Origin of the sequence: Nitrospirillum iridis (genome assembly GCF_014205765.1) — a bacterium.
Taxonomy (GTDB): Bacteria; Pseudomonadota; Alphaproteobacteria; order Azospirillales; family Azospirillaceae; genus Nitrospirillum; species Nitrospirillum iridis.
Genome location: NZ_JACIIZ010000021.1, coordinates 18,869 through 44,483, shown reverse-complemented (window position 1 = coordinate 44,483; position 25,615 = coordinate 18,869). Strand labels below are relative to the sequence as shown.

Genomic DNA, 25,615 nt, shown 5'->3' with positions numbered 1-25,615 from the left:
ATGGCCGCCTCCCAGACGTCCTTGTTTCCGTTTCCCAGGCTTCAGGCTGATTTTGTTTTTTTTACAACGCCTCAATGCCATCCCCGGCGCCCTGTCCCGGAGGCGCCGGTCGTGATCGCCGCGTCAACCGCCGGCATCCCCCCGCTGGTGCAGCAGCCGGGGCACCAGCGACAGCCGCCGGGCGTTGGCCGACGCGGCGCGGTGGATGGGCGCCAAACCCAGACCACCCAGACGACCGGTGGCGCGGCTGAAACGGGTGAAGGCGCCAGTGGCGGCGCGCAGGCTGGAAGTGACCAGGCGGCGTTCCGCCGTCACCCAATCCCCCGGATGCCAGGAGGACCAGGTGGCGCGGGCGAATTCACCCAGCGCGTCCACCTGATGATCCCGCCAGCGCCACCACGCGTCCTGAAAGGCCCGCAGGCCGCCCACCAGGGCCAAGGCCGAGTCCGCGAAGGCCTCGACCTTCTCGCGGCCCATCCGTTCGAACTCGGGATTGGTGCCCAGGGCCACGGGATCGCCCCCGGTCTGCGCCAGCAGACCCAGACGGGCGTTGATGGTGTGGGCGGAGGCGAAGGCGGTTTCATGCACCCGGCTGGCCACCCGGTCCAGTTCCACCTGGGCGCGCTTCAGATGCATGGTTTCCAAGGCCCCGGGTGCCGTGCCGGGGATGACCATGCCGATGCGGCCCCGGCGCGGTCGCTTGGCCGGGGGCTGGGCCTTGGGGTAAGGGAAATGCCGATCGGGCACGGGGGCGCTCCCTTATGTTGCGCTGCGTTTGTGCAGCGCAACATTATGGGAAACGCTTCGCCCCGTCCACAAAGTAAGTTGTGGGCACACCTTGGCCTTTGGTCGCATGGCCCCCGGTGGCGTCTTGCGACGGGCCGGAAGGATCAACCAGCCGCGGCCGCCAGACCCGCGGCGAGATCGTCGCGCAGATCGTCCGCGTCCTCCAACCCCACGGACAGCCGCAAGGTGCCAGCGCTGATGCCCACCTTGGCCTTTTCCTCATCGGTCAGGCGCTGATGGGTGGTTGTGGCGTTGTGGGTGATCAGGCTTTTGGCATCACCCAGATTGTTGGAGATCTTGATGATCCTCAAGGCGTTCAGCAGGCGGAAGGCCGCTTCCTTCCCGCCCTTGACGTCCAGGGTGATCAGCGTGCCGCCGGCCTTCATCTGGCGCATGGCGAGGTCGTGCTGGGGATGGCTGGGCAGGCCGGGGTACAGCACCTTCTCCACCGCCGGGTGGGCTTCCAGGAACTGGGCCAGCGCCAAGGCGGACGCGGCCTGGGCGGTCACCCGCAGTTCCAGGGTCTCCAGACCCTTCAGCAACACCCAGGCGTTGAAGGGGCTTATCGACGGGCCGGTGTGGCGCAGGACGGGCGACAGCAGGGCCGCCACCTCGTCATCGCACAGCACGGCACCGCCCAGGCAGCGGCCCTGGCCATCGATATGCTTGGTCGCGGAATAGACGACGACGTCGGCGCCCATTTCCTTTGGCCGTTGCAGCACCGGGGTGGCGAAGACGTTGTCGACCACCACCCGGGCGCCGGCCCTGTGCGCCAGATCCGCCACGGCGGCCACGTCCACCACCTGCATGGTCGGGTTGCTGGGGCTTTCCAGGAAGACGACGGTGGCCGGGGTGGCCAGGGCCTGTTCCCATTGCGCCAGGTCGGTGCCATCCACCAGCGTGCACTGGATGCCGTAGCGCGGCGCCAGATCCTTGACGATATAGAGGCAGGAGCCGAACAGGGCGTGCGGCGCCACGATGCGGTCGCCGGCCTTCAGCAGGCCCATGACCGCCAGGTTGACGGCGGCCATGCCGCTGGCCGTGGCGATACAGCGGGCATAGCCCTCATACCCGGCCAGCCGTTCCTCCAGCATGGCCACGGTGGGGTTGCGGAAACGGGAATAGACGAAGCGCGAGCCGTCGTTGACGAAGGCGGCCTCGGCCTCCTCCGCACTGCCGTAGATGAAGCCCGAGGTCAGGAACAGCGCTTCGGAGGTTTCCTCGAACTGGCTGCGGCGCGTGCCGCCATGCACCAGTTGGGTACGCGGGCGCAGGGCCAGGGCGGCGGGGGATTTGGAATTGTCAGGCGTCTGGCCCATGGCCGTCACTCCGATCATAAGGCAACCGCGACCGGCACGGTCGTGCAGGGTGGTCGGTGTACCGAATGTACGGCCCGACCTTTTAGCAGCTTGTTTAACGTGGCCTGCAAGCCGGTCAGCAAATCACCACGGGATCCGGTTTTAGGCCCCCAGGGCCGCAAGCGTCAACGGCGTCCTTGTCATCGCGACAATGCGGCCGGTGGCGAGGCCAGGCGGACGCCGGCAACAAGGCGGCACCATATTGCCCCGTTGCCGACCGGCCGCTTCCGTGCTAGTCCCGCGCGCGTCAGTCCGCTTCTGCGGAATAGCTGATTTGCTTTTACCGGGAGTCCCAGACCTATGTCCGACGAGACCAACCTGAACGGCGCCGCCAACGGCGCCACCGCCACTGACGGCGCCGGCATGCTGCCGCTGGTGGTCAATGCCCAGTACGTCCGGGACCTGTCGTTCGAAAACCCGAACGCCCCCGCCAGCCTGATGAACGCCCAGCAGCCCAAGGTGGACCTGCAGGTCGACGTGCAGGCCCGCAACGTGGCCGAGAACGTGCACGAGGTGGCGCTGAACATCCGGGCCGAAGCCAGCCATGACGGCCGTACCGCCTTCATCGTCGAGCTGTCCTACGCCGGCATCTTCTCCATGCCGCCCATGCCGCTGGACCAGACCCGCGCCGTCCTGCTGATCGAAGCGCCGCGCCTGCTGTTCCCCTTCGCCCGGTCCATCGTGTCGGACGCGGTGCGCGATGGTGGCTTCCCGCCGCTGATGCTGCAGCCGCTGGACTTCGTCGATCTCTACCGCCGCCAGGTGCTGGCGGCCGAGAAGCCGGAGGACATGGCCCAGGCGTAAGCCTGGCGTCCTTTTCCAGGATCGCTGAAAGACGACCGCCCGGTGCCCTTGGCCCGGGCGGTTTTCTTTGGTCGGACAGGCCGGATCAGGCGCGCGCGGCGCGGATCAGGGCATCGACCGTGACGGCGTCGGCACCGGCGGGCACCCGCGCCAGAGGCAGGCCGCAGCCATCAAGGGCGCCCAGCGCCTCCGCCGTGCCGGCCACCACATCCCAGTCGCCGGTGCTGGCCTTCAAAGCGCCTTGCGCCTCCCGTGCCGTTCCGGCCAGCGTCACTTCCAGCCCCAGTGTTTCCAGCCCACCCGCCAGGCGGGCAAGCGCGCGCCCAACCAACAGCACGCGCAGGGCCGACGGCGTCCGCTGGCGCGGCACCCTGGCCACCAGTTGGCGCGCCTCTTCCGCGGCGGCGAGGATGCGGGCCGCGAATTCCTGCTCCGTCCCACCAACGGGCAGATCCGCCGCCAGCAGCGTGGAATAGCCGTGGATGGCCGTCAGCAGGTTGTTGAGGTCGTGTAAGAAGGTGGCGGGAACAATGCGCCCATCGGCGTCGCCCCGTCCGTCCATGGACGCGGCCATCAGCTGGCGATGCCCATCTCCACCGCGCGCATCACCGCCTGGGTACGGTTCTTGGCGCCCAGCTTGCGACAGATCCCGCGCACGTGCAGCTTCACCGTCACCTCTTCCAACTCCAGCGAGCGGGCGATTTCCTTGTTGGACCGGCCTTGCAGCAGGTAGTCCAGCACCTCGCGTTCCCGCCGGGTAAAGCTGGCGCCATCAGCGGTGTCGGCGGTGTTGAGATCGGTGGGGATGAACCGCTCCCCCTGCAGCATGGTCTGGATGGCGGACAGCAGCTCGGTGGCGCTCAATGTCTTGGGCAGGAAGCCCACCGCGCCGCGGGTGAAGGCGCCGCGGATCTCATCCGGCCGGGCCAAGCCCGACATCAAGGCCACCTTCAGGGCGGGGAATTCCGTCCGCACGCGTTGCAGCCCATCCAGGCCGTTCATGCCCGGCATACGCAGATCCAGGATCAGCAGGTCGATGGCCTTGTCCTGGCGCAACGCCACGACAGCTTCATCCACGCTGGCCACGCCCGCGACGACCGCGCCTGGCGCCTGTCTTTCAATGTGTGAAGACAACGCGTCACGCACCAGACCATGGTCATCAGCAATCAATAAGCGCATGTGAGGCGACCCCCGGCGGTTGCTCTATCCAAAAGGATAGACCAATAAGCCCTGCTATTTGAACCTTTTTTCAGCGTTGGCAAGGGTTAAGCAAGCAGAAAATTATCACAAGGGGTAATCGATGGCGGCCTGTTTCCAGTCAAGCTGACAGAACCCAAAAAAACGTGTGTTGTTGGTTAATGCGCTGTTCATAATCAGACCATTGTTTTTACTGGAAATAAAAAGGGCGTCATCGGCCAGCAATGACGCCCTACAACGGGAAGTTGAAGTTTTTCTTACTGGTTCATGCTCTCGAAGAATTCGGAATTCTGCTTGCTCTGCTTCAGCTTGTCGATCAGGAATTCCACCGCGTCGGTGGCGCCCATCGGGTTCAAGATGCGGCGTAGGATCCACATCTTGGCCATGGTGCCCTTTTCCACCAGCAGCTCTTCCTTGCGGGTGCCCGACTTCTGGATATCGATGGCGGGGAAGACACGCTTGTCTGAAAGCTTGCGGTCCAGGATGATTTCCGAGTTACCGGTGCCCTTGAACTCTTCGAAGATCACCTCGTCCATGCGCGAGCCCGTGTCGATCAGCGCGGTGGCGATGATGGTCAGGCTGCCGCCTTCCTCGATGTTGCGGGCGGCACCGAAGAAGCGCTTGGGCCGCTGCAGGGCGTTGGCATCCACACCGCCGGTCAGCACCTTGCCGGATGACGGGACCACCGTATTGTAGGCACGGGCCAGGCGGGTGATGCTGTCCAGCAGGATGACGACGTCGCGCTTGTGCTCGACCAGACGCTTGGCCTTTTCCAGCACCATCTCCGTCACCTGGACGTGGCGGGTGGCGGGCTCGTCGAAGGTGGAACTGATGACCTCGCCCCGGACGGAGCGGGCCATGTCGGTCACTTCTTCCGGACGCTCATCGATCAGCAGGACGATGAGGTAGACCTCGGGATGGTTGATGGCGATGGAGTGGGCGATGTTCTGCAACATCACCGTCTTGCCGGTGCGGGGCGGCGCCACGATCAAGGCGCGCTGACCCTTGCCCAGCGGGGCCACCAGGTCGATGACCCGGGTGGTCATGTCCTTCTTGTTGCGAACCGGATCCTCGATTTCCAGCTTCAGCCGCTCTTCGGGATAGAGCGGGGTCAGGTTGTCGAAGTTGATGCGGTGACGCACCTTGTCCGGATGGTCGAAGTTGATGGAGCCGACCTTCAGCAGGGCGAAGTAGCGCTCGCCATCCTTGGGCGAGCGGATCTGCCCTTCCACCGTGTCGCCGGTACGCAGGCCGAAGCGCCGCACCTGGCTGGGGCTGACATAAATGTCGTCCGGACCCGGCAGATAGTTGCTTTCCGGCGAGCGCAGGAAGCCGAAGCCGTCCTGTAGAACCTCCAACACGCCCTCGCCGAAGATCGGCACGTCGTTTTCGGCCAACTGCTTCAGGATCGCGAACATCATGTCCTGCTTGCGCAGAGTGCCCGCGTTCTCAATCTGCAGCTCTTCCGCGAACGCCAGCAGCTCGGCAGGCGACTTAGCCTTTAACTCTTGGAGATTCATCTTCGTCCTGTGGGGGAGACCGCGGGAATGAAGACGACGGGCTTGGCCGTCGGCCCCGGCCTCATGCAATAGGGGTGTGGGTGGGAGGATGGCATTACCGGGGGAAAAAGACGGCGACGCCGGACAAAAGGGAAGTTCGGTGAGATTGGCCTCGCTGCGCCCATCCCGGGGAGGGGGGCGGGGATGCCTCACAAGTCAGGCACCCAGAGGAGGGGGCGACTCGGGATCATCCCGACGTTACGGGCCTTGACCTGCGCCAGCTTTAGTACAGGTCACAAGCCCAAGTCAAAACAAAAAGGCCAGCCGGCCCGATGCGGTGGACTTAAAGCGCGATTTTCCGGGACTGGCCGGAAAGATCCCCTCAGGCCCCATGGGGCCGAACCCGTCAAAAGGGACGGACGATGACCAGGATGACGATCAGGATCATCAGCAGGGTCGGCACCTCGTTGGCGATGCGGAAAAAGCGGGTGGACTTGGTGTTGCGATCCTCCGCGAAGTCCCGCCGCCAGCGGGCCATGGCCATGTGCGCGGCCGTCATCAGCACCACCAGCGACAGCTTGGCGTGCAACCACCCAGCCCCTTTCAGCAAGCCTGGATCCAGGGTGATCATGGCGATGCCACAGGCCCAGGCCAGGATCATCGCCGGGTTCATGATGGCGCGCAGCAGGCGCCGTTCCATGACCTTGAACGTCTCCGATTGGGCGGACCCCACCGGTGCGGCGCAGTGATAGACGAACAGCCGGGGCAGATAGAGCAGGCCGGCCATCCACGAGATGACGGCGATGACATGGATCGCCTTGATCCAGAGATACATGGGGATGCGCCCTGCCCTGTTCCGTTAGGAGGTTGCCCCCCTTATGCCCGTCACGCCGCCTGGGGGCAACCGGCTTTGCCGGCCGGACAGATGCGAAGCCCGGTGCCACACAGCACGGCGCCGCCCGTCGGACGGGTCAGCGCCTGGCGCACCAGGCCGGCCAGCCCTTGGATGAACGACGGCTCCACCCCCACGGTCGGCACCCGCACGAAGTGGGGCACACCCACCTCTCCCGCCAAATGACGGTACTCGTGCTCGATCTCCACCAGCGTTTCGGAATGTTCGGAAACGAAGGCGATGGGCACGATCACCACCGGCACCTTGTCGGCACCCGCCCGGTGGATCTCCTCGTCCGTGGAAGGGCCGATCCACTTCATCGGGCCGACGCGGCTCTGATAACAGCTGACCCAATCCAGATCCGCGATGCGGAGGGCCTTGACCACGGCCTGGGCCGTCCGTTCGCACTGGACCTGGTAGGGGTCGCCAGCCGCCACCACCTTCTCCGGCAGGCCGTGGGCGGAGAACAGCAGGCGGGGCTTGCCATGGCGCGAGGCCTCTTCCAGCCCTTGGCGGATCAGCCCGGCGGCAGCGGCGATGAAGCCCGGCTCATCGGGATAGCAGCAGATGGCGCGGCTGGGCGCCGTCAGGCCGGCCACCTTGGCCGCCCGGTGCCAGTCCTTGAGGCTGGAGGCTGTGGTGGTGGTGGAGAATTGCGGATAGAGGGGCAGCAACACCACCTCATCCGGCTCCCAGTCCTTCACGTCGTGGGCCACGGCGTCGCTGAAGGGATGCCAATAGCGCATGGAGACGAAGACCCGCACTGTGCCCGCGTCCCACAGCTGCTGCTCCAGGGCCTGGGCCTGGGCCAGCGTGTTGGGCAGCAAGGGGGAACCACCGCCCAGGGTCTGGTAGATGCCCTGGGCCACCTTGTCCCGGCGGCTGGATATCAGGTGCGCCACCAGCTGCCGCAAGGGCGCCGGCAGGCGGATGATGGCCGGATCGCGGAACAGGTTGTAGAGGAAGGGCCGCACCGCCTCCAGGCGGTCGGGTCCACCCAGATTGAACAGGACGACGGCGACGCGCCGGGCCCTGGCGACCTTGGGCCCTTCGGCGGAATCGGACGTGATCTCAGGAAGGGGCAGCAGGCTCATGCGGGCTCGGACGGTCAATGGGTTTATGAGGGGATCAGGGGCGGGATACGAAGCCGGCCGCCTCCCGGATCATCAAGAACGGATCATCGCTGATTTGGGGAGGACCAGTCGCGGATCAAGCGCGACAACTCCGCCACGTGCTCCGGCGGCGTCTGCTGCACGATGCCGTGACCCAGGTTGAAGATGAAGGGCCCCTTGCCCAGCCCGGTCAGGATGTCGCTGGCGGCCCGCCGCAACGCGTCCCCCCCCGCCACCAGGGCCAGGGGATCCAGGTTGCCCTGCACCGGCACGCGGGATTGCAGGGCGGACGCCGCCCAGTCCAGCGGCACGGAGGTGTCGAGGCTGACCGCGTCCACCCCCGTCTGCTCCACATAGGCCTGGATACCGATCCCCGCCCCACGCGGAAAGCCGATGACAGGGACCCCCGGATGCCTGTCCTTCAAGGCCCGCACGATGGCCCGGGTAGGAGCGATGGACCAGCGGGCGAATTCCGTCGGCGCCAGCGCCCCCGCCCAGCTGTCGAACAGCTGCACCACCTCCGCCCCCGCCCGGATCTGGGCCGACAGATGCGTGACCGTGGTTTCGACCAGCAGGTCGATCAGGCGCTGGAAGCCCGCCGGATCCCGGTAGGCCCAGCCCTTGGCGTGCAGAAACTCCTTGGACCCCGCCCCTTCGACCATGTAGGTCGCCACCGTCCATGGGCTGCCCGCGAAACCGATGAGCGTCACCGGATCCGGCAAGGCCGCCCGGATACGCCGGACAGCCTCATAGACCGGTTCCGCCCGCTGTTCCAGGTGGGTGACGTCCAGCCGGTCCAGTCCGGCTTGGTCGCGGATGGGATCCAGTCTCGGCCCCTCACCTTCCGCGAACCACACTTTCTGACCCAGGGCGTGGGGCAGGATCAGGATGTCGGAAAACAGGATGGCCGCATCCATGCCGTAACGGCGGATGGGTTGCAGCGTCACCTCGGTCGCCAGATCCGGGTTCAGGCAAAGGTCGAGGAACCCACCGGCCTGGGCCCGGACCTCCCGGTATTCCGGCAGGTAACGGCCAGCCTGGCGCATCAGCCAGAAGGGCGGACGGGACAGGGTCTCGCCCTTCAAGGCGCGTAGCAACAGGCGGTCCGTCGGGATCTGGGACAAGGCGGTCTCCATGAAGGCGCCGGCGCGACTGGGGCCGGGTGGGCGTTTACCCACAGGTCCCTTTATCTACCTTGACCTAACTTTAAAAGGGAATGGGGTGGTTGTTGGTCCTGTGGATAACGGTAATTCCCGTTCGTCCTAATTTCATCCACAGCGTTCGCGGGATCCCGGACCGGGTCTTTGGAATGTGGATGAAGTTGCGGGGTTTCTGCGCAGAGCCCTGGAATGGTATAGATTCTGGCGGGTCTGGGGATCCTGGGGATAAGTGGGTGGCGACCGACGACGCCACCGGTTGTTCAAAGGGGTGACGGACCTTTGTCCAGATCCGGGTTTTCCTCGTATGGGATCCCGGCAAGCCTGTATGAAAAGGAAATGGGATCCCGCGAACCCGGGTTTTTCCCGGATTGTCCGCCGGTTGTCCCCAGATAAGGCCCACAGGTTTGTTTTTCCGTTGCCGGGAGCGACGCCCTTGACCCAGACGCCTCAAACCAAGGAATTCCACCTGCACCTGGTGTCCGACGCCACGGGTGAGACCATCAACTCCGTGGCCCGCGCCTGCGTCTCGCAGTTCGACCAGGTGGAGCCCGTCGAACATTTCTGGAACCTGGTCCGCACCGAGCGGCAGCTGGAAATGGTCATCGACGGTATCCGCGATAACCCGGGCCTGGTGATGTTCACCCTGGTGAATGAGCGGCTGCGCCGCCGTTTGCAGGAGACCTGCCGCGAGATCGGCACGCCCTGCGTCCCGGTGCTGGACCATTTGATCAACTCCCTGGCCGCATATCTGGGCCTGGAGTCGCAGAGCCAGCCGGGCCGCCAGCACGCCCTGGATGCTGAATATTTCAGCCGAATCGACGCCATGGACTTCGCCCTGGGCCATGATGACGGCCAGACGGCGTGGGAACTGCATCAGGCCGACGTCATCCTGGTGGGCGTGTCGCGCACCTCCAAGACGCCGACCTGCATCTATCTGGCCAATCGCGGCATCAAGGCGGCCAACATCCCCTTCGTTCCCGGCTGTCCCCTGCCGCCCGAGCTGGACCAGGTGTCCCGTCCGCTGGTGGTGGGCCTGACCAAGGACCCGGAGCGCCTGATCCAAATCCGCCGCAACCGGTTGCGCCTGTTGAACCAGGGGGAGGAGACCAGCTACGTCGATCCCGAACAGGTGCGGTCCGAGTTGTCGGAGGCGCGGCGCCTCTACAGCCGCAAGGGCTGGCCCGTTCTCGACGTCACCCGCCGCTCCATCGAGGAGACGGCGGCTGAAATCCTCATGCTGCTGGCGCGCCGCCGGCCGGCGGGGGCGGAACCCATCAACCCGGTGGGGGAGCCGGCCGAAGGGCCGCGCCTGTCGCCCCGCCTGCCGCATTCGGGAATGTGAATATTCATGTCGTCTGAAGATTTTCCGCCGGCCCTGTCGTCACAGCCGGTGGTGTTGGCGTCGGGCAGCCTGACGCGCGTCAGCCTGCTGCGCCAGGCCGGCTTGGAAGTCGTGGCCCACCGGCCCGGCGTGGATGAGGAGGAGGTCAAGCTCTCCTGCAAGGCCGCTGGCCTGACGGTGGAAGAGACGGCCGAAGCGCTGGCCGACCTGAAGGCCTCGCGGGTGGCGGCCAAGGTGCCGGGCGCCTACGTCATCGGCGCGGACCAGATGTTGGAGTGTGAGGGCCGCTGGTTCGACAAGCCGGAGGATCGCGCCGGTGCCGCGGAGCAGTTGCGCGCCCTGTCGGGCCGCACCCATCGCCTGGTCACCACCGCCGTGCTGTTCCACAACAACAGCCGCATCTGGCACCAGACCGACCAGGCCAAGCTGACCATGCGTCCGCTGAGCGACACGTTCATCGAGCGCTATCTGGATGCCACCGGCGACGCCGTGCTGACATCGGTGGGCGGTTACCAGCTGGAGGCCCTGGGCGCCCAGCTGTTCACCCGCGTGGCCGGTGACCATTTCACCATCCTGGGCCTGCCGCTGCTGCCCCTGCTGGGTTTCCTGCGGGTTCGCGGCGTGTTGCCCAGCTGAGAAGCGGATTTTCCGTCATGATAAGTGGCAAGGCGAGAGTGGCCGGCGTCATGGGCTGGCCGGTGGGGCACAGCCGCAGCCCGCGCCTGCATGGGCATTGGCTGGCGGAATACGGCATTGATGGCGCCTACGTGCCCCTGGCCGTACCGCCCGACCGGATCGAGCAAGCCCTGCGCGCCCTGCCCGCCCTGGGCTTCGTCGGCTGCAACGTCACCGTTCCCCACAAGGAGGCCGCGTTCCGTACCGTGGACTGGGTGGATGAGACGGCCCGGCGCATGGGTGCCGTCAACACCGTCATCGTGCACGCGGACGGCACCTTGGAGGGCCGCAACACCGACGGCTTCGGCTTCATCGGGAACCTGAAGGCCGGCGCGCCGGATTGGGCGGCGACGGCGGGACCCGCCGTCATCATCGGTGCCGGCGGTGCCGCCCGGTCGCTGGTCGTGGCCCTGGCCGATGCCGGCGTGCCGGAGATCCGCCTGGTGAACCGCACCCTGGCCCGGGCGCGGGAGCTGGTGGCCGACCTGGGCGGCGGCATCCAGTGCCCGATAACGGCCATGGCCTGGGAGGAGCGGCGGGACGCGCTTTCCGGTGCCGGCCTGGTGGCCAACGCGACCACCCAGGGCATGGCGGGCCAGTCGCCGCTGGACCTTGATCTGGAGGCGTTGCCGCTGGACGCGGTGGTGACCGACATCGTCTACACGCCCGTCGACACGCCGCTGCTGGTTGCGGCCCGGGCGCGGGGCAATGTCACGGTCGATGGTCGGGGTATGCTGCTGCACCAGGGCCGGCCGGGCTTCGAGGCCTGGTTCGGCCGGGCGCCGGTGGTGACCGATGCCCTGTACCGCGCCGTGTTCGGGGACTGACGCCCGATGATGGTGCTGGGCCTCACCGGGTCTATCGGCATGGGCAAGTCGACGGCCGCCGCCATGCTGCGCCGCCTGGGTTGCCCCGTGCATGACAGCGACGCCACCGTGCATCGCCTTTACGCCAAGGGCGGGGAGGCGGTGGCCCCCATCGCCCGGGCCTTCCCCGGGGTGGTGCGGGACGGGGCGGTGGACCGGCAGCTGTTGTCGGCGGCGGTCATGGGCAACAGCCCGGCGCTGAGGCGGCTGGAAGCCATCGTCCACCCCCTGGTGGGCCGCGCCCGCGAGCGCTTCCTGCGCAGGGCCGCGGCCTCCGGTGCCAGGGTGGCGGTGCTGGACGTGCCCCTATTGTTCGAAACCGGCGGTCAGGCGCATTGCGACCGGGTGGCCGTCGTTTCCGCGCCGCTCAGCCTGCAGCGCAGCCGGGTGCTGGCCCGGCCGGGCATGACCCCGGCCAAGCTGGCGGTCATCCTGCGCCGGCAGATGCCCGATGCCGAAAAGCGGCGCCGGGCGGATTTCGTCGTGCCCACGGGCCTGGGCCGCGCGCTGACCTTGCGGCGGCTGGCCGCCATCGTCACACTGCTGTCCGGGCAGCGTGGCCGGATATGGCCGCCCCGGTCCCGCCCCGCCGTGATCCACAGAGCCAGGTAGTCCGTTTCCATGCGCGAAATCGTTCTCGATACCGAAACCACCGGCGTCAACGCGCTGAGCGGCGATCGCGTGGTGGAAATCGGCTGCGTGGAACTGCTGAACCATGTCGCGACAGGCAACAGCTGGCACGCCTACCTCAACCCGGAGCGTGACATGCCGGCGGAGGCCGAGGCGGTGCACGGCCTGTCGTCCGCCTTCCTGGCGGACAAGCCGGTGTTCGCGGCGGTCGTCGGCGACTTTCTGGATTTCATCCAGGACAGCCCGTTGATCATCCACAACGCCAGCTTCGACATGGCCTTCCTGAACGCGGAGTTCACGCGGCTGGGTCTGAAGACCATGCCCATGTCCCGGTCGATCGATACCGTGGTCATGGCGCGCAAGCGTTTCCCCGGCGCGCCGGCCAGCCTGGATGCCCTGTGCCGCCGCTTCGGCGTGGACAATTCCGGCCGCACCTATCACGGCGCCCTGCTCGACGCCCAACTTCTGGCCGAGGTCTACCTGGAACTGCTGGGCGGCCGCCAGCCCGACCTGGTGCTGGGCGCCACCGTCAAGGTGGCGGAGGTCGGCCTGGCGGTGGTCGAGGAAAGCAGGGCCTACCGTGCCCCCCGCCCCCACGCGGCCTCGGCGGAAGAGCTGGAAGCCCACGCCGCCTTTCTCAAGTCCATCAAGTCGCCGCTGTGGCTGGCGGGCGAGGAGCCGGCGGCGGTCTCATCCGGCGCATAGCTCAGTCGGCATCGGACTGGGGCCAGAAATCTTCCGCCATGAACTGGCTGTAGGCCCAGGGGCAGATCTCGGGGAAGCGGTTCTCGGGGTGGCCGGTCTCCATCGACGCCTGGCGACGGGCGCGTCGGTAGGCCGAGGCGACGGACACATCCAGTTGTGATTTCAGGCTGGGATTGTCGCCCAGATGATCCGTCAGGTCATCGCGCGCGTTGGCGATGGACAGGCGCCAGGACGGGCCTCGATGGGTGGGCTGGAATTGCCATTTCAGAAGATGGAGCAGCAGGACCGTCAGGCGGCTGATCAGTTCGCGCTTTTCGGTCCGGCCCATGCTCTCGATCTCCTCCGCGATGTGGGCGACATCGGCGTCGGCCAGTTTGCCCGCCCGCAGCAGGGCGGCCTGCTCGGTCGCCCAGGCATAGAAATCCTGATCGTAGAGAGGGTTTCTGGAATCAGGCATGTCGGTGCCTCCGGTGACCTCAGGGCCACCCGTACTATACCGCGATTTTACGGCAGCAGCACGGTGGAGCCGGTGGTGCGGCGGGATTCCAGGGCGATGTGGGCCTGGGCGGCGTCCTTCAGGGCGAAGGTCTGGCGCACGTCGATCTTCACCTTGTTCGACAGCACGGCGGCGAACAGGTCATTGGCGCTGTCGCGCAGTTCCTTGGTGGTGGCGACGTAGCCGCCCAGCGACGGCCGGGTCAGGAACAGTGAGCCCTTGGTGTTCAGGATGCCGATGTCGACGGCACCCACGGGGCCCGAGGCGTTGCCGAAGCTGACCATGGTGCCCAGGCGGCTGAGGCAATCCAGGCTCTGGTAGAAGGTGTCCTTGCCGATGCTGTCATAGACGACGGGCACACCCTGGCCATCGGTGATCTGCTTCACCCGCTCCACGAAGTTCTCGCGCGTATAGACGATGGTGTGGTCGCAGCCGTTGGCCCGGGCCAGTTCCGCCTTCTCGTCCGACCCCACCGTGCCGATGACGGTGGCGCCCATGGCCTTGGCCCACTGGCAGGCGATCAGCCCCACGCCGCCGGCGGCGGCATGGAACAGGATGGTCTGGCCTGGCTTCACCGGGAAGGTCCGGTGAAGCAGATAGTGGGCGGTCAGGCCCTGCAGCAGCATGGCGGCGCCGGTCTGATCATCGATGCCGTCCGGCAGGTGGATCAGGCGGTCGGCTGGATACAGCCGCGCCTCGGCATAGCCGCCGGTGCCGCCGGTGCAATAGCCGACGCGGTCGCCGACCTTGATGTCTTGAACATCCGGCCCCACCGCCTCCACTACGCCCGCGGCCTCCATGCCGGGGATCAGCGGCAACGGGTTCTTGTAGAGGCCGGTGCGGACATAGACGTCGATGTAGTTCAGGCCCACCGCCGTCTGGCGCAGGCGGACCTGGCCGGGGCCGGGCTCACCCACCGACACCTCTTCCCACTTCATCACCTCCGGGCCGCCGGTCTGGTGGATACGGATGGCGTGGACCATGTCAGGCTCCTGAAGCTCTTGGGCGATGAGGGGAACGGGTCGGGCGGGTGGCGCCCGACCTTGAGGGAGAAGCTTAAGACAGCGTCTCTTTCAGGAAGGCGGCCGTGCGCTGGTTGGCGAGGTCGGCGGCGGCGGCATCGTAATGCTGGCCACCCACGCGGGCGAAGGCGTGGTCCTGCTCGGCATACACATGCTGGGTGATCAGGTGGTTGCCGGTGATGGCCGCGCTCACCTTCTCCCGCACCTCGTCGGAGGAGAATTTGTCCTTGCCGGCGGTGTGCAGCAGCAGCGGCTTGGTGATGGCGCTGATCTCACCGACGGCATTGTCCAGGCCCACGCCATAGTAGCTGACGTTGGCGTCGGCGTCCGAGCGGGTGGCCATCAGGAAGGCCAGCTTGCCGCCCAGGCAATAGCCCAGCGTGCCCACCTTGCGGCCGGTGGCCTCATGCTCGCGCAGGAAGTTGACGGTGGCGATCAGGTCCTCAACGCCGCTGGCCTCGCTGAAGCCATTGTACAGCTGGAAGGCCCGCTGCCATTCGGCCTCGGTCTTGTCGGTCAACTGCACGCCCGGTTCCTGCCGCCAGAAGAGGTCGGGACACAGGGCGGTGTAGCCCAGGGCGGCGTAATGGTCGCAGAGCGCGCGCATGTTGGCGTTGACGCCGAAGATCTCCTGGATGAGCACCAGGCCGGGCCCCGCGCCGCTGCTCGGGATCGCCAGGTACCCGCCGAAACTGCCGCCATCGGTGGCTTCGATCGTCACTGTGGTCATGGCACTACCCCTTTGATTTGGTTGTTAAACACTTATGGTTAAAACACGCATCGTTTTATAATAACCGTCGTCTGGTGGTCTGTCACCCGGACGCCCATCACAAAACGGGGTCACCGGCCGGCAGGGCCGCGGCCAGCAGGTCGGCCAAGGCGTCCGGTTCGGTCACCGGCAAAGAACACCGCATGTCCTGACAGACATAGGCGGTCGCCCGGCCATTAACCATGGTCTTGCCCGCCGCCGGGTGAGGTTCCGGCAAATTTTGTCCCGGCGCCAGGCGGCTGACCACCAGCGTGGGCCGGGATTGAGTACGCAATATGGCGTTGAAGGGCTCCAAATCGTCGCCCTCGCCCACCAGCACCACATGCACCCCGCCCAGCAGCAGTTCCGCCATGTTGAGGAAGGTCGACAGGGGGAAGAAGTTGCGCTCCAGTTCGCCGCTGAAAGCGGACATCAGCGCGTCGGCCCGGGCGCGGTAGCGGTCCTGCCCGGTCAGCAGCCACAGGCGCGTCAGGTTGCCCAGCTGGGTGCCGTTGCCGGCCGGCACGGCGTTGTCATGGGCATGGCGGGGCCGCACCAGCAGGTCGCCCACATCGTCCGCCGTGGTGAAATAGCCGCCGTCGCCCTCATCCCAGAAATGCCGGTCCAGCGTCTCGGTCCAGCGCACCGCCTGGTCCAGGAAGGCTGTGTCGCCGGTGATCTCATGCAAGGTCAGCGCCGCCTTTCCCATGTTGGCGTAATCTTCCAGCAGACCGGCATGGCGGGGTCGGCCGCCGCGACCGCTGTGGTACAGGCGGTCCAGGCCGCCCGTGCCATCCTCGGCACCGCCAGTGTGATGCAGGCTTGTTACAACATGGCCATAGGCGTCGATGGCGGCCTCGATCCAGCGGGGCTGCTCGAAGACGAAGCCGGCGCGGGCCAGGGCGGCGATCATCAGGCCGTTCCAATCGGCCAGCATCTTGTCGTCCCAGCCTGGGCGGATGCGCAGCGCCCGCGCCTTCAGCAGGCGGGCGCGGGCATGGGCCAGGCGGTTTTCCTCCGCGCTGCCCGGCGCCAGGGGTGTGCGCCGGTTCAGGATGGTGTGGCCTTCCCAGTTGCCCAGCTCGGTGACGTCATAGTGGGCGCAAAACAGCTCGGCATCGTCGCCCAGCAGGCGGTCGATGTCCGCCTTGCGCCAGACGTAGAAACGACCCTCCTCCCCCTCGCTATCCGCGTCCAGCGTCGCGCCGAAGCCCCCGCCCGGCACCTTCATCTCATTCAGCACCCATCCCACGGTTTCGCGGACGCGGACCTCCAGCAGCGGGTCCCGCGTGCCCTGCCACACCTGGGTCATCAGCGCCACCAGCTGGGCGTTGTCGTACAGCATCTTCTCGAAATGGGGGACCAGCCACTGCTCGTCCGTGGAATAACGGGCGAAGCCGCCGGCCAAATGGTCGTAGATGCCGCCGTTGGCCATGTGGGTCAGCGTGGTGATGACGGCGTCGCGAAGGTCGCCGCGGCCGGTACGCAGATGGGCCCGCCACAGCAGGTCGAAGATGCTGGGCTGCGGGAATTTGGGGGCGCCGTTGATGCCGCCCAGGAAGGGGTCGACCTCGCGCACCAGGCGGTCGGCCACCGCGTTCAGGGCGGCCCCGGTGATGGCGCCGCCGGGGTTGCCCCGCGACAGGCGGGTCAGCGCGTCGCCCAGGGCCTTCACGTTGCGGCCCACCTTGCCCGGGTCCTGCGCGTAGGTCTCGGCCACGCCGCGCAGCACGTCGGGGAAGCCGGGCCGGCCGTAACGGCTGGACGGTGGGAAGTAGGTGCCGCCCCAGAAGGGCTCCCCCTTTGGGGTGAGGAACATGGTGAGCGGCCAGCCGCCCTGCTGGCCCAACAGGGACAGGGCCTGCTGGTAGACCTGGTCCACGTCCGGACGCTCCTCCCGGTCCACCTTGATGTTGACGAATAGGGTGTTCATCAGCTGGGCGATGGCCTCGTTCTCGAAGCTTTCGTGCGCCATGACGTGGCACCAGTGGCAGGCGGCATAACCCACCGACAGCAGGACGGGCTTGCCCGAGGCCCGCGCCTCGGCGAACGCCTCCGGCCCCCAGGCGCGCCAGTGCACCGGATTGTCCTTGTGCTGCAGCAGATAGGGGCTGGTTTCATGAACCAGCAGGTTTTCCGCTGGAGAGGGATTGCTGTCCGGTGCCGACATGGGTTTCCACGCTCTTTTAAGGATGCGGTCGTTGAATGGTTCGGTGCCGCTTTGCCCCCACTGTAGCGTCCGCTACAGTGAAGGTCAGAAAAAAGAGGCGTCATTCCGGGTGTATAACTCCGATGCGTTTCCCGGCGCGTTGCCTCTCAAGCCCACCCGAACAGGAAGGTCCGTCCCATGAAAATCACCGTCGACGTCGATTGCACCCCGGAAGAGGCGCGTGCTTTCTTAGGCCTGCCGGACGTGAAGCCCATGCAGGACGCCCTGATGCGGCAGATGCAGGACCGCATCAGCGCCAACCTGGCCGCCATGGACCCGGATGCCCTGCTCAAGACCTGGCTGCCCGTGGGCATCCAGGGCTTCGAGCAGATGCAGAAAATGATGTGGAACCAGATGACCTCCGCCATGGGCGGGGGAAAGGATGCCAAGTGACCGATCCCGCACCTTATTTCGACCGGCATGTTTTCTTTTGCACCAATGAGCGGCCGGCGGGCCATCCCCGGGGCTGCTGCAAGGAAAAGGGGTCGGAGGCCCTGCGCGACCATATGAAGGCCGCCGCCAAGGACGCGGGCCTTGGCAAGCGTGTGCGGGTGAACGCCGCCGGGTGCCTGGACCGCTGCGAGCTGGGGCCGACGCTGGTGATCTATCCCGAGGGGGTCTGGTACACCTGCGCCACCACCGGCGATGTGGATGAGATCGTGCGAACCCATCTGGTGGAGGGGGGCCGCGTCGATCGTCTGATGCTGCATCCGGATGAGAAGGTGCCGGCGCAGCGGGCCCGCAAGGTGGCGGCCGCCGATTAAGATGTCTTCCCTCTACACCCTCGACACCATCTTCGCCCTGGCCTCCGCCCCCGGCCGCGGCGGACTTCAGGTCATCCGCCTGTCCGGTCCCGCGGCCGGCACCACCCTGGCGTCACTGACGGGTCGGCCCCTGCCCCCTGCCCGCCGCGCCATGCTGGCCCGATTGAGGGGGGCGGATGGTGAGGTCTTCGATCAGGCGCTGGTGCTGTGGTTCCCCGGGCCGGACAGTTTCACCGGGGAAGACGTGGCGGAACTGCATTTGCACGGTGGCCGCGCCGTGCTGGCCGCCGCCACGGACGCCCTGACCGCCCAGGGCCTGCGCTTGGCGGAGCCGGGGGAGTTCAGCCGCCGGGCCTTCGAGGCCGGCAAGCTGGATCTGACGGAGGCTGAGGCCATCGCCGACCTGGTGGACGCGGAGACCGCCGCCCAGCGGCGCCAGGCCCTGCGCCAAATGGAGGGCGCGCTGGGCGCCTTGTACGACGGATGGCGCCACCGTCTGGTGCGGGCGCTGGCCCATCTGGAGGCTGACATCGACTTTCCGGATGAGGATCTGCCGCAAGGGGTGGCCCCGGCGGTGGTTCCCGTTCTCACCGGCTTGATTGATGAAATCGGCGCCCATCTGGCCGATGGGCATCGCGGTGAGCGGCTGCGCGATGGCTTTTCCATCGCCATCCTGGGCGCACCCAACGCCGGCAAGTCCAGCCTGCTGAACGCGTTGGCGCGGCGCGACGCCGCCATCGTCTCCGCCACCGCTGGCACGACGCGCGACGTCATCGAGGTGCATCTGGATTTGGGCGGCTTCCCGGTTCTGCTGGCCGATACGGCCGGGTTGCGCGATGCCGCCGATGAGATCGAGCGCGAGGGCATCCGCCGGGCGCTCGCCCGGGCGGAGAAGGCGGACCTCAAGCTGCTGGTGCTGGATTGTTCCACGTGGAACATCGACGCTGGTGCGGACGCCACACTCGCCTTGGCCGATGGTGATTCCTTGGTGGTGCTGAACAAGCGTGACCTGTGCGCCCAGGTTCCTGAGAGGGTGGCGGGACACCCGGCCATCGCGGTCTCCGCCACCACCGGGGACGGACTCGCGGCCCTGTTGGCGGCCTTGGAACGGACGGTGGCGGATCGGCTGGCGCCCGGGGCCGCCCCTTCCCTCACCCGCGCCCGGCACCGCCAGGCCTTGGAGGAGTGCCGGGCCAGTTTGGTCCGCGCGCTGGGGGCGGGCATGCCGGAGTTGGCGGCGGAGGATGCCCGCCTGGCGGCCCGCGCGCTGGGCCGGATCACCGGCCGGGTGGATGTGGAAGATTTGCTGGACGTGATCTTCCGGGATTTCTGCATCGGCAAATGAACGCGGCGCCGATGTTTCACGTGAAACATCGGCCTCCCGCCGGAATCATGGCCGACATCCCCTGCCGGCCTTTGACTCATACCGCCGCCACCCCTAAAGTCCGGCGCCATGCATACCTATGACGTCATCGTGGTTGGCGCCGGCCATGCCGGCTGCGAAGCCGCCGCCGCCGCCGCGCGGCTGGGCGCCCGCACCGCCCTGTACACCCATCGGCTCGACACCGTCGGGGAGATGAGCTGCAACCCGGCCATCGGCGGCCTGGGTAAGGGCCATCTTGTCCGCGAGATTGATGCCATGGATGGCGTCATGGGTCGGGTCACCGACCGTGCCGGCATCCAGTTCCGTGTCCTGAACAAATCCAAGGGGCCGGCGGTGCGCGGCCCGCGCGCCCAGGCGGACCGCAAGCTGTACCGCCAGGCCATGCAGGCCATCCTGGGGGAACAGGAGAACCTGACCCTGGTGGCGGCCGCCGTGGAGGATCTGGTGATCGACGCCGCTGGCCGCGTGGCCGGCATTGTCACCGCCAGCGGCGAAACGGTAATGGCGGGGGCCGTGGTGCTGACCACCGGCACCTTCCTGCGCGGCCTGATCCACATCGGCGAGGAGAAAATCCCCGCCGGGCGGGTGGGTGAGGCGCCGGCGCTGGGCCTGTCCGACACGCTGATGCGCGTCGGCTTCCCCTTGGGCCGGCTCAAGACCGGGACGCCGCCGCGCCTGGATGGCCGCACCATCGATTGGGCTGCGTTGGAAGCGCAGCCGGGCGATGATCCGCCCCCGCCCTTCTCCTACCTGACGACCAGGATCACCACGCCCCAGGTGTCCTGCCATATCACCTGGACCACGGCGCGTGTCCATGAGGTGATCCGCGCCAACCTGCACCGCGCGCCCATGTACTCCGGCCAGATCGAGGGCATCGGCCCGCGCTACTGCCCGTCGGTGGAGGACAAGATCGTCCGCTTCGCCGACAAGGAACGGCACCAGATCTTCCTGGAGCCGGAGGGGCTGGACGATGACACCGTCTATCCCAACGGCATCTCCACCTCCCTGCCCCGCGATGTGCAGCTGGAGATCCTGAAGGCCATTCCCGGGCTGGAGCGCGTCACCATGCTGCGCCCGGGCTATGCCATCGAATACGATTATGTCGACCCGCGTGAGTTGGGACCGACGCTGGAGACGCGCCGCCTGCCCCGCCTGTTCCTGGCTGGCCAGATCAACGGCACCACGGGGTATGAGGAGGCGGCGGCCCAGGGCTTGGTCGCCGGCCTCAACGCCGCCTTGGCCGTTTCCGGTTCGGCCCCCTTCGTGCTGGATCGGGCGGAATCCTATATCGGGGTGATGATCGACGACCTCATCACCCGGGGCACCGCCGAACCCTATCGCATGTTCACCAGCCGGGCGGAATACCGCCTGCTGCTCCGCGCCGACAACGCCGACCAGCGCCTGACGCCGCGCGGCCTGTCGCTGGGCTGCGTGGGAGAGGCGCGGGCCGCCGCCTTCGGCGCCAAGCTGGCCGCCCTGGACCACGCCCGGGACCTCGCCGGCAGCCTGGCGGCCACGCCCAATGAGCTGGCGAAGCACGGCCTCACCATCAACCAGGATGGCGTGCGTCGCAGCGTCGCCGATCTGCTACGGTATCCCGAGATCGATCTGGCCCGGCTGGGCGCCATTTGGCCGGAGCTGAACGGCTTCGCCCCCGAAATCGCCGAACAGGTGGAAATCGACGGCCGCTATGCCGGCTATTTGGACCGGCAGGAGGCTGATATCCGCGCCTTCCGCCGGGATGAGGCCTTGGCCCTGCCCCCGGATCTGGATGTGGATGCCATCGCCTCGCTGTCCGCCGAAATCCGCACCAAGCTGCGTCAGGTGCGGCCGGCCACGCTGGGTGCTGCCGCCCGCATCCCCGGCATGACACCGGCGGCGCTGACCGCGCTATTGCGCCATGTGAAGAAGCGGCCGGTTCGCGCCGTGAACGATGCCCCCACCCCCGTCGCTGATAGCACGAGCGCCGCATGACCCCCGCTGATTTCGCCGCCCGGTTCGGTGTTTCACGTGAAACACTGGATCGGCTCACCGTCTACGCCCAGCTGCTGGCCAAGTGGAACCCCGCCATCAATCTGGTGGCCAAGTCCACGGTGGCGGAGGTCTGGGAACGGCACATGGCCGACAGTGCCCAGCTGTACGCCTTGCTGCCCCCGAACACCCGCACCCAGGTCGATATGGGCAGCGGCGCCGGCTTCCCCGGGCTGGTCATGGCCATCCTGGGTGTGCCCGACGTGCACATGATCGAAAGCGACACGCGCAAGGCCACCTTCCTGCGCGAGGTGGCGCGGGCCACCGGCACCCCTGTCACCGTGCATGCCCAGCGTATCGAGCAGGCGCCGGACATCGCGGCCGACGTGGTCACGGCCCGCGCGCTGGCGGCCCTGCCGGACCTGCTGGAATGGGGGCACCGCTTCCTGAAGCCGGGCGGCCATTGCCTCTTCCTTAAGGGCAGGACGGCCGCCGATGAATTGACCCTCGCCGCCGAATCCTGGACAATGACCGTCTCCCAAATCCCCAGCATGACCGACGCCTCGGGGACCATCCTTATTCTTGGTGAGATCGCCCGTGCCCGCTGACGCCTCCTCCGCCGCGCCCAAGCGCGCGCGCATCCTGGCCCTTGCCAACCAGAAGGGCGGCGTGGGCAAGACCACGACCACCATCAATCTGGGCACGGCCCTCGCCGCCACCGGCAAGCGGGTGCTGATCGTCGACAACGACCCCCAGGGCAACGCCTCCACCGGCCTGGGCATTGGCCGGACGGACCGGGGCGCCGGTACCTATGAGCTGCTGTTTGGGGAGACGACGGTGGCCGCCTCGGTGCGCGGCACCAGCATTCCCAAGCTGTTCATCGTCACGGCGTCCGCCGACCTGTCAGGGGCCGAGCTTGAATTGGTGGAGCTGGAGCGGCGTGAGTTCCGCCTGCGCGACGCTCTGGCCCATGTGGTGGCGGATTACGACTATATCTTGATCGACTGCCCACCAGCCCTGGGGTTGCTGACCCTGAACGCCCTGGCGGCGGCCGATTCGGTGCTGGTGCCCTTGCAGTGTGAGTTCTATGCCTTGGAAGGTTTGTCGCAACTGATCCGCACCATCGAGCGGGTGAAGCGCACCTTCAACCCGTCGCTGGAAATCCAGGGCGTGGTGCTGACCATGTTCGACCGGCGCAACAACCTGTCCGACATGGTGGCCGCTGATGTGCGCGGCTTCTTCGGTGAGAAAGTGTACGAGACGGTCATTCCCCGCAATGTCCGCGTCTCGGAGGCGCCCAGCCACGGCAAGCCCGTGCTGCTCTATGACCTGAAGTCGGCCGGCGCCCAGGCCTACATTCATTTGGCGGGAGAGGTTTTGAAGCGTGAGCGTAACCGGCAGTCAGTCCATGGATGAAATGAAGAAGCGCAGCAACCTGGGGCGCGGCCTGTCCGCGCTTTTCGCCGAGGTCGCCGACGAACAGGAGCCGGTGGAAAAGGGCCGCGCGCCCCGCACCCTGCCCATCGAACTGCTGCATCCTGGCCGCTACCAGCCGCGCCGCCACTTTGACGAGGACGCCATCCGCAGCCTGGTGGACAGCGTCCGCGAACGCGGCGTGCTGCAGCCCATCATGGTGCGCAAGGTGGAAGAGGCGGCACCCGGCGGCAACGCCCGGTACGAGATCATCGCCGGCGAGCGCCGCTGGCGGGCCGCCCAGCTGGCGGGCCTGCATGAGGTGCCGGTGGTGGTGCGGTCGCTGACCGACCGCGAAGCCCTGGAAATCGCCCTGGTCGAAAACATCCAGCGCCAGGACCTGACGCCGTTGGAAGAGGCCGAAGGGTTCCAGCGCCTGATGGATGAGTTCAGCCATACGCAAGAGGATCTCGCCCGCGCCGTGGGCAAGAGCCGCAGCCACGTGGCCAACATGCTGCGCCTGCTGGCCCTGCCGGACGGCGTGAAGGCCCTGGTGCAGGATGGCAGCCTCAGCATGGGCCATGCCCGCGCCCTGCTGACCGCCGCCGACCCGCTGGCCCTGGCGCGGGAGGTCGTCAAGCGCGGACTGAACGTCCGCCAGACGGAACAGCTGGTGAAGGATGCCGCCAACCCCGCCAGCCGTCCCGCGCCCGCGCCGAAAACCGCCGACACGCTGGCGTTGGAAAAAGAGCTGGCAGCCGAGTTGGGCCTTAAGGTGGCGCTCAAGGCCAAGGGCCAAGCCGGCAGCCTGACCGTCCATTACAACAATCTGGATCAGTTGGACGGCTTGCTGGCGCGGCTGAAGCACTCCTAAGCGGGTTGATAGATTGAATGGAAACGCCGTCAGTGACAGCACTGGCGGCGTTTCTTTTAGGACTGTCAGTAACTGTGAAGGCTCAGTTGCTAATCCCTGCGCTGTTGAATGGCCCCAGCGCCACCCTTACCCAAGCCGCAACCAAGCTTTGGTTCGGCGGGGGCAGGCTTGGGTTTTGGTCGCAAACGTCGTCGTAAGCGAAGGCGTAGGCCAAACCGTTGGTACTGATCATGTGGAAATAGGAAGCCCAGGGATTGAAGGTTGTGCCGTTGGCGTAGAATCCGCTCGCCTGGCAGGCGCAGTCGACGTCCGTCATCGAGGTGCTGACGATACCGTCATTGTTGATCACCGTGCCTCGGTTGAAGGCCGCTGCCAGGATCTTGCCCACGTTCTTCTGAGCCGTGTCTCCGGTCGCCAAGGCGCCGTCGCACTGCCAGATTTCATTGGAGGTGACGACATTGGCCGTACCCGTCAGGAAGAAGGCGAGAGCGGGCGGCTGGTCGGAGTTCAAGGCCGTCGCCAGGTCCTGCATCGTGGTGTAGCTGCCGGTGTAGAAGGCCAGCGCACCCGCCGGATAGTCCGGTGGCGGCGCGATGGTGACCGTGCCCCTGGTGGGGAACACCACACCGGTGAACGATCCGCTGGCCAGATCGGTCAGCACCAAGGGGCTTCCCTGCCAGGCGATGTAGGCGCTGGTGACCACCGTGTTGTAGTAGCTTGCCAAGCCGGGTCCCGCGCTGCTCAACTCATCTGGCGATAGCGCACGCAGATAGCTGGTATTGGCGGGATAGGCTGCTGTAGCGGCACTTGGGACGGGGACCAACATTCCCGGGTTGAACGGGGCGGCCCAGGTGCTCAACGTGGCTAGGATCTGGTTCCTGGATGTGGTTAGCGCTCCCATCACCGGCAGTGGACCACCACTGGTGGCCTCGGCGCTGAGATAGAGCGGGAAGCCGAATTGGTTCACCTGCGTGGTGTTACCGTTGAAATTGCCCTCGCTGTCATAAGAGAATTCGATCCAGTCGAACAAGGTCAGCGATCCGCCGACACCTGTCCCGTTGCCGAACACTGGGGCCGTATAACCGATGACTGTACAGCCGGACTTGTCGGTCTGGACAGTGAACGGCAGCTTGGGCACGCCCACTGAAACATAGATGCGGCCGCTGAACGCCTGCGTGCCGGTACCTAAGCCGGGGATCGTGGTGGTGTTGATGTTGCCCAGTGGAAGGATGAGATTGGACCAAACGGAAACTTTGATGCTCCAGTCCGCCCAAGGCAGTGGGTAATTGGCGGCCAAGGCGGTTTGCGCCTTGGCCGGTAGGTTGTCCATGCCGGGAAATTTTCCAGCTTTCTGGGTGTTGTCGGATGCCACCATTAGCCGCGGTATGAAATCCTGGTCCAGATAATAGTATTGGTTCCCGCCCGGTGTTTGGACCTCACCGATGACATAGAAATACACGGGTGTGTCTTCGGGCAGATCGGTTTGTGTCAGATCGAGGATCAACTGAGCCTCGGGGACGCCAGTGGGGCTGGCTGTCACGGTCTTCATGACTGTCTCCATGGTAAGTAGTTTTTAACTACGATTTATGGATCGCCCATGGCCGCACGCCTGCAATCGACCTAATCCCGGTCGTTGCGAAAAGAAGTCTGAAAAATGGGAGAGGCAGCGGTCAGAGCAAAAGGTAAAATCGCATCCTTTTGATGCTCT

Annotated in this window: 26 protein-coding genes and 1 riboswitch; of the genes, 13 read left to right on the top strand and 13 right to left on the bottom strand. The window is 66.5% G+C overall.

The features are described from left to right. Positions 1–123: 123 nt before the first annotated feature. Together FHS74_RS27225 and metZ are read right to left on the bottom strand one after the other, a co-directional pair. Positions 124–747: a hypothetical protein gene (locus FHS74_RS27225; RefSeq protein WP_184807412.1), complete on the bottom strand. Its 624-nt coding sequence runs from the start codon at positions 745–747 to the stop codon at positions 124–126. A gap of 143 nt (positions 748–890) precedes the next feature. Next, positions 891–2,105 (bottom strand): O-succinylhomoserine sulfhydrylase, encoded by a 1,215-nt coding sequence (gene metZ, locus FHS74_RS27220; RefSeq protein ID WP_184807411.1) that lies wholly within the window; start codon positions 2,103–2,105, stop codon positions 891–893. Positions 2,106–2,167: 62 nt separating this feature from the next. After that, positions 2,168–2,245, bottom strand: a riboswitch (SAM riboswitch). Positions 2,246–2,507: 262 nt separating this feature from the next. Here metZ and secB point away from each other — a divergent pair. Continuing rightward, on the top strand, positions 2,508–2,948 hold the full coding sequence (secB, locus tag FHS74_RS27215) for a protein-export chaperone SecB (RefSeq protein WP_246463412.1): 441 nt from the start codon (positions 2,508–2,510) through the stop codon (positions 2,946–2,948). Between the two features lie 85 nt (positions 2,949–3,033). Here secB and FHS74_RS27210 read toward each other — a convergent pair whose 3' ends face one another. The 6 genes from FHS74_RS27210 to hemE all read right to left on the bottom strand — a co-directional run bounded on the left by FHS74_RS27210 (position 3,034) and on the right by hemE (position 8,784). Then, a complete protein-coding gene (locus tag FHS74_RS27210; protein ID WP_184807409.1) occupies positions 3,034–3,522 on the bottom strand; it encodes a hypothetical protein in 489 nt (162 codons plus the stop codon). Next, a complete protein-coding gene (locus tag FHS74_RS27205; RefSeq protein WP_184807408.1) occupies positions 3,522–4,127 on the bottom strand; it encodes a response regulator transcription factor in 606 nt (201 codons plus the stop codon). The genes FHS74_RS27210 and FHS74_RS27205 overlap by 1 nt, the downstream gene beginning before the upstream one ends. A 275-nt stretch (positions 4,128–4,402) precedes the next feature. Then, positions 4,403–5,665, bottom strand: coding sequence for a transcription termination factor Rho (gene rho, locus FHS74_RS27200; protein ID WP_184807407.1), 1,263 nt, complete (start codon positions 5,663–5,665; stop codon positions 4,403–4,405). A gap of 385 nt (positions 5,666–6,050) precedes the next feature. Further along, positions 6,051–6,479 carry a protoporphyrinogen oxidase HemJ gene (gene hemJ / locus FHS74_RS27195; protein ID WP_184807406.1) on the bottom strand — a complete coding sequence of 143 codons (429 nt, stop codon included), beginning with the start codon at positions 6,477–6,479 and terminating at the stop codon, positions 6,051–6,053. A 50-nt stretch (positions 6,480–6,529) separates the two neighbouring features. Further along, positions 6,530–7,630, bottom strand: a complete 1,101-nt coding sequence (gene hemH / locus FHS74_RS27190; RefSeq protein WP_184807405.1) for a ferrochelatase — start codon at positions 7,628–7,630, stop codon at positions 6,530–6,532. Positions 7,631–7,713: 83 nt separating this feature from the next. Beyond that, positions 7,714–8,784, bottom strand: coding sequence for a uroporphyrinogen decarboxylase (gene hemE / locus FHS74_RS27185; protein WP_184807404.1), 1,071 nt, complete (start codon positions 8,782–8,784; stop codon positions 7,714–7,716). Positions 8,785–9,241: 457 nt separating this feature from the next. Here hemE and FHS74_RS27180 point away from each other — a divergent pair, with 457 nt between their 5' ends. From FHS74_RS27180 to dnaQ, 5 genes are read left to right on the top strand one after another with little or no spacing between them, the layout of a single operon-like run. Beyond that, the gene (locus tag FHS74_RS27180; protein ID WP_246463405.1) at positions 9,242–10,150 is read left to right on the top strand and encodes a pyruvate, water dikinase regulatory protein; all 909 of its coding nucleotides are present in this window, start codon (positions 9,242–9,244) and stop codon (positions 10,148–10,150) included. 6 nt (positions 10,151–10,156) lie between these two features. Then, entirely contained in the window at positions 10,157–10,786 is a 630-nt protein-coding gene (locus FHS74_RS27175) for a Maf family protein (RefSeq protein WP_184807402.1), read from the top strand. Positions 10,787–10,803: 17 nt separating this feature from the next. Further along, on the top strand, positions 10,804–11,652 hold the full coding sequence (locus FHS74_RS27170) for a shikimate dehydrogenase (protein WP_184807401.1): 849 nt from the start codon (positions 10,804–10,806) through the stop codon (positions 11,650–11,652). A 6-nt stretch (positions 11,653–11,658) separates the two neighbouring features. After that, positions 11,659–12,303, top strand: coding sequence for a dephospho-CoA kinase (gene coaE / locus FHS74_RS27165; protein WP_184807400.1), 645 nt, complete (start codon positions 11,659–11,661; stop codon positions 12,301–12,303). 9 nt (positions 12,304–12,312) lie between these two features. Next, complete coding sequence (gene dnaQ, locus FHS74_RS27160; protein WP_184807399.1) at positions 12,313–13,026, top strand: DNA polymerase III subunit epsilon; 714 nt, start codon at positions 12,313–12,315, stop codon at positions 13,024–13,026. 1 nt (position 13,027) lies between these two features. Here dnaQ and FHS74_RS27155 read toward each other — a convergent pair whose 3' ends face one another. The 4 genes from FHS74_RS27155 to FHS74_RS27140 all read right to left on the bottom strand — a co-directional run bounded on the left by FHS74_RS27155 (position 13,028) and on the right by FHS74_RS27140 (position 17,462). Further along, complete coding sequence (locus FHS74_RS27155) at positions 13,028–13,483, bottom strand: DUF29 domain-containing protein (protein ID WP_184807398.1); 456 nt, start codon at positions 13,481–13,483, stop codon at positions 13,028–13,030. Positions 13,484–13,530: 47 nt separating this feature from the next. Further along, positions 13,531–14,505 (bottom strand): quinone oxidoreductase family protein, encoded by a 975-nt coding sequence (locus FHS74_RS27150; RefSeq protein WP_184807397.1) that lies wholly within the window; start codon positions 14,503–14,505, stop codon positions 13,531–13,533. Between the two features lie 73 nt (positions 14,506–14,578). Further along, on the bottom strand, positions 14,579–15,274 hold the full coding sequence (locus FHS74_RS27145) for a dienelactone hydrolase family protein (RefSeq protein WP_184807396.1): 696 nt from the start codon (positions 15,272–15,274) through the stop codon (positions 14,579–14,581). Between the two features lie 97 nt (positions 15,275–15,371). After that, complete coding sequence (locus FHS74_RS27140; protein WP_184807395.1) at positions 15,372–17,462, bottom strand: thioredoxin domain-containing protein; 2,091 nt, start codon at positions 17,460–17,462, stop codon at positions 15,372–15,374. Between the two features lie 177 nt (positions 17,463–17,639). Between FHS74_RS27140 and FHS74_RS27135 the strand changes: the two genes are divergently transcribed. The 7 genes from FHS74_RS27135 (at position 17,640) to FHS74_RS27105 (ending at position 23,907) form a co-directional block, all read left to right on the top strand. After that, positions 17,640–17,894, top strand: a complete 255-nt coding sequence (locus FHS74_RS27135) for a DUF6489 family protein (RefSeq protein WP_184807394.1) — start codon at positions 17,640–17,642, stop codon at positions 17,892–17,894. Next, the gene (locus FHS74_RS27130) at positions 17,891–18,265 is read left to right on the top strand and encodes a (2Fe-2S) ferredoxin domain-containing protein (protein ID WP_184807393.1); all 375 of its coding nucleotides are present in this window, start codon (positions 17,891–17,893) and stop codon (positions 18,263–18,265) included. Before FHS74_RS27135 ends, FHS74_RS27130 begins: the two co-directional genes overlap by 4 nt. Position 18,266: 1 nt before the next feature. Beyond that, entirely contained in the window at positions 18,267–19,610 is a 1,344-nt protein-coding gene (gene mnmE, locus FHS74_RS27125; RefSeq protein ID WP_184807392.1) for a tRNA uridine-5-carboxymethylaminomethyl(34) synthesis GTPase MnmE, read from the top strand. Between the two features lie 108 nt (positions 19,611–19,718). Beyond that, positions 19,719–21,623 (top strand): tRNA uridine-5-carboxymethylaminomethyl(34) synthesis enzyme MnmG, encoded by a 1,905-nt coding sequence (gene mnmG, locus FHS74_RS27120; RefSeq protein ID WP_184807391.1) that lies wholly within the window; start codon positions 19,719–19,721, stop codon positions 21,621–21,623. After that, a complete protein-coding gene (gene rsmG / locus FHS74_RS27115) occupies positions 21,620–22,228 on the top strand; it encodes a 16S rRNA (guanine(527)-N(7))-methyltransferase RsmG (RefSeq protein WP_184807390.1) in 609 nt (202 codons plus the stop codon). Before mnmG ends, rsmG begins: the two co-directional genes overlap by 4 nt. Continuing rightward, positions 22,218–23,036: an AAA family ATPase gene (locus tag FHS74_RS27110; RefSeq protein WP_184807389.1), complete on the top strand. Its 819-nt coding sequence runs from the start codon at positions 22,218–22,220 to the stop codon at positions 23,034–23,036. Before rsmG ends, FHS74_RS27110 begins: the two co-directional genes overlap by 11 nt. After that, positions 23,029–23,907: a ParB/RepB/Spo0J family partition protein gene (locus FHS74_RS27105; protein ID WP_184807388.1), complete on the top strand. Its 879-nt coding sequence runs from the start codon at positions 23,029–23,031 to the stop codon at positions 23,905–23,907. Before FHS74_RS27110 ends, FHS74_RS27105 begins: the two co-directional genes overlap by 8 nt. A gap of 82 nt (positions 23,908–23,989) precedes the next feature. Here the strand turns inward: FHS74_RS27105 and FHS74_RS27100 are convergent, their stop codons facing one another. Further along, positions 23,990–25,456, bottom strand: a complete 1,467-nt coding sequence (locus FHS74_RS27100) for a beta-1,3-glucanase family protein (protein ID WP_184807387.1) — start codon at positions 25,454–25,456, stop codon at positions 23,990–23,992. Positions 25,457–25,615: the final 159 nt, after the last annotated feature.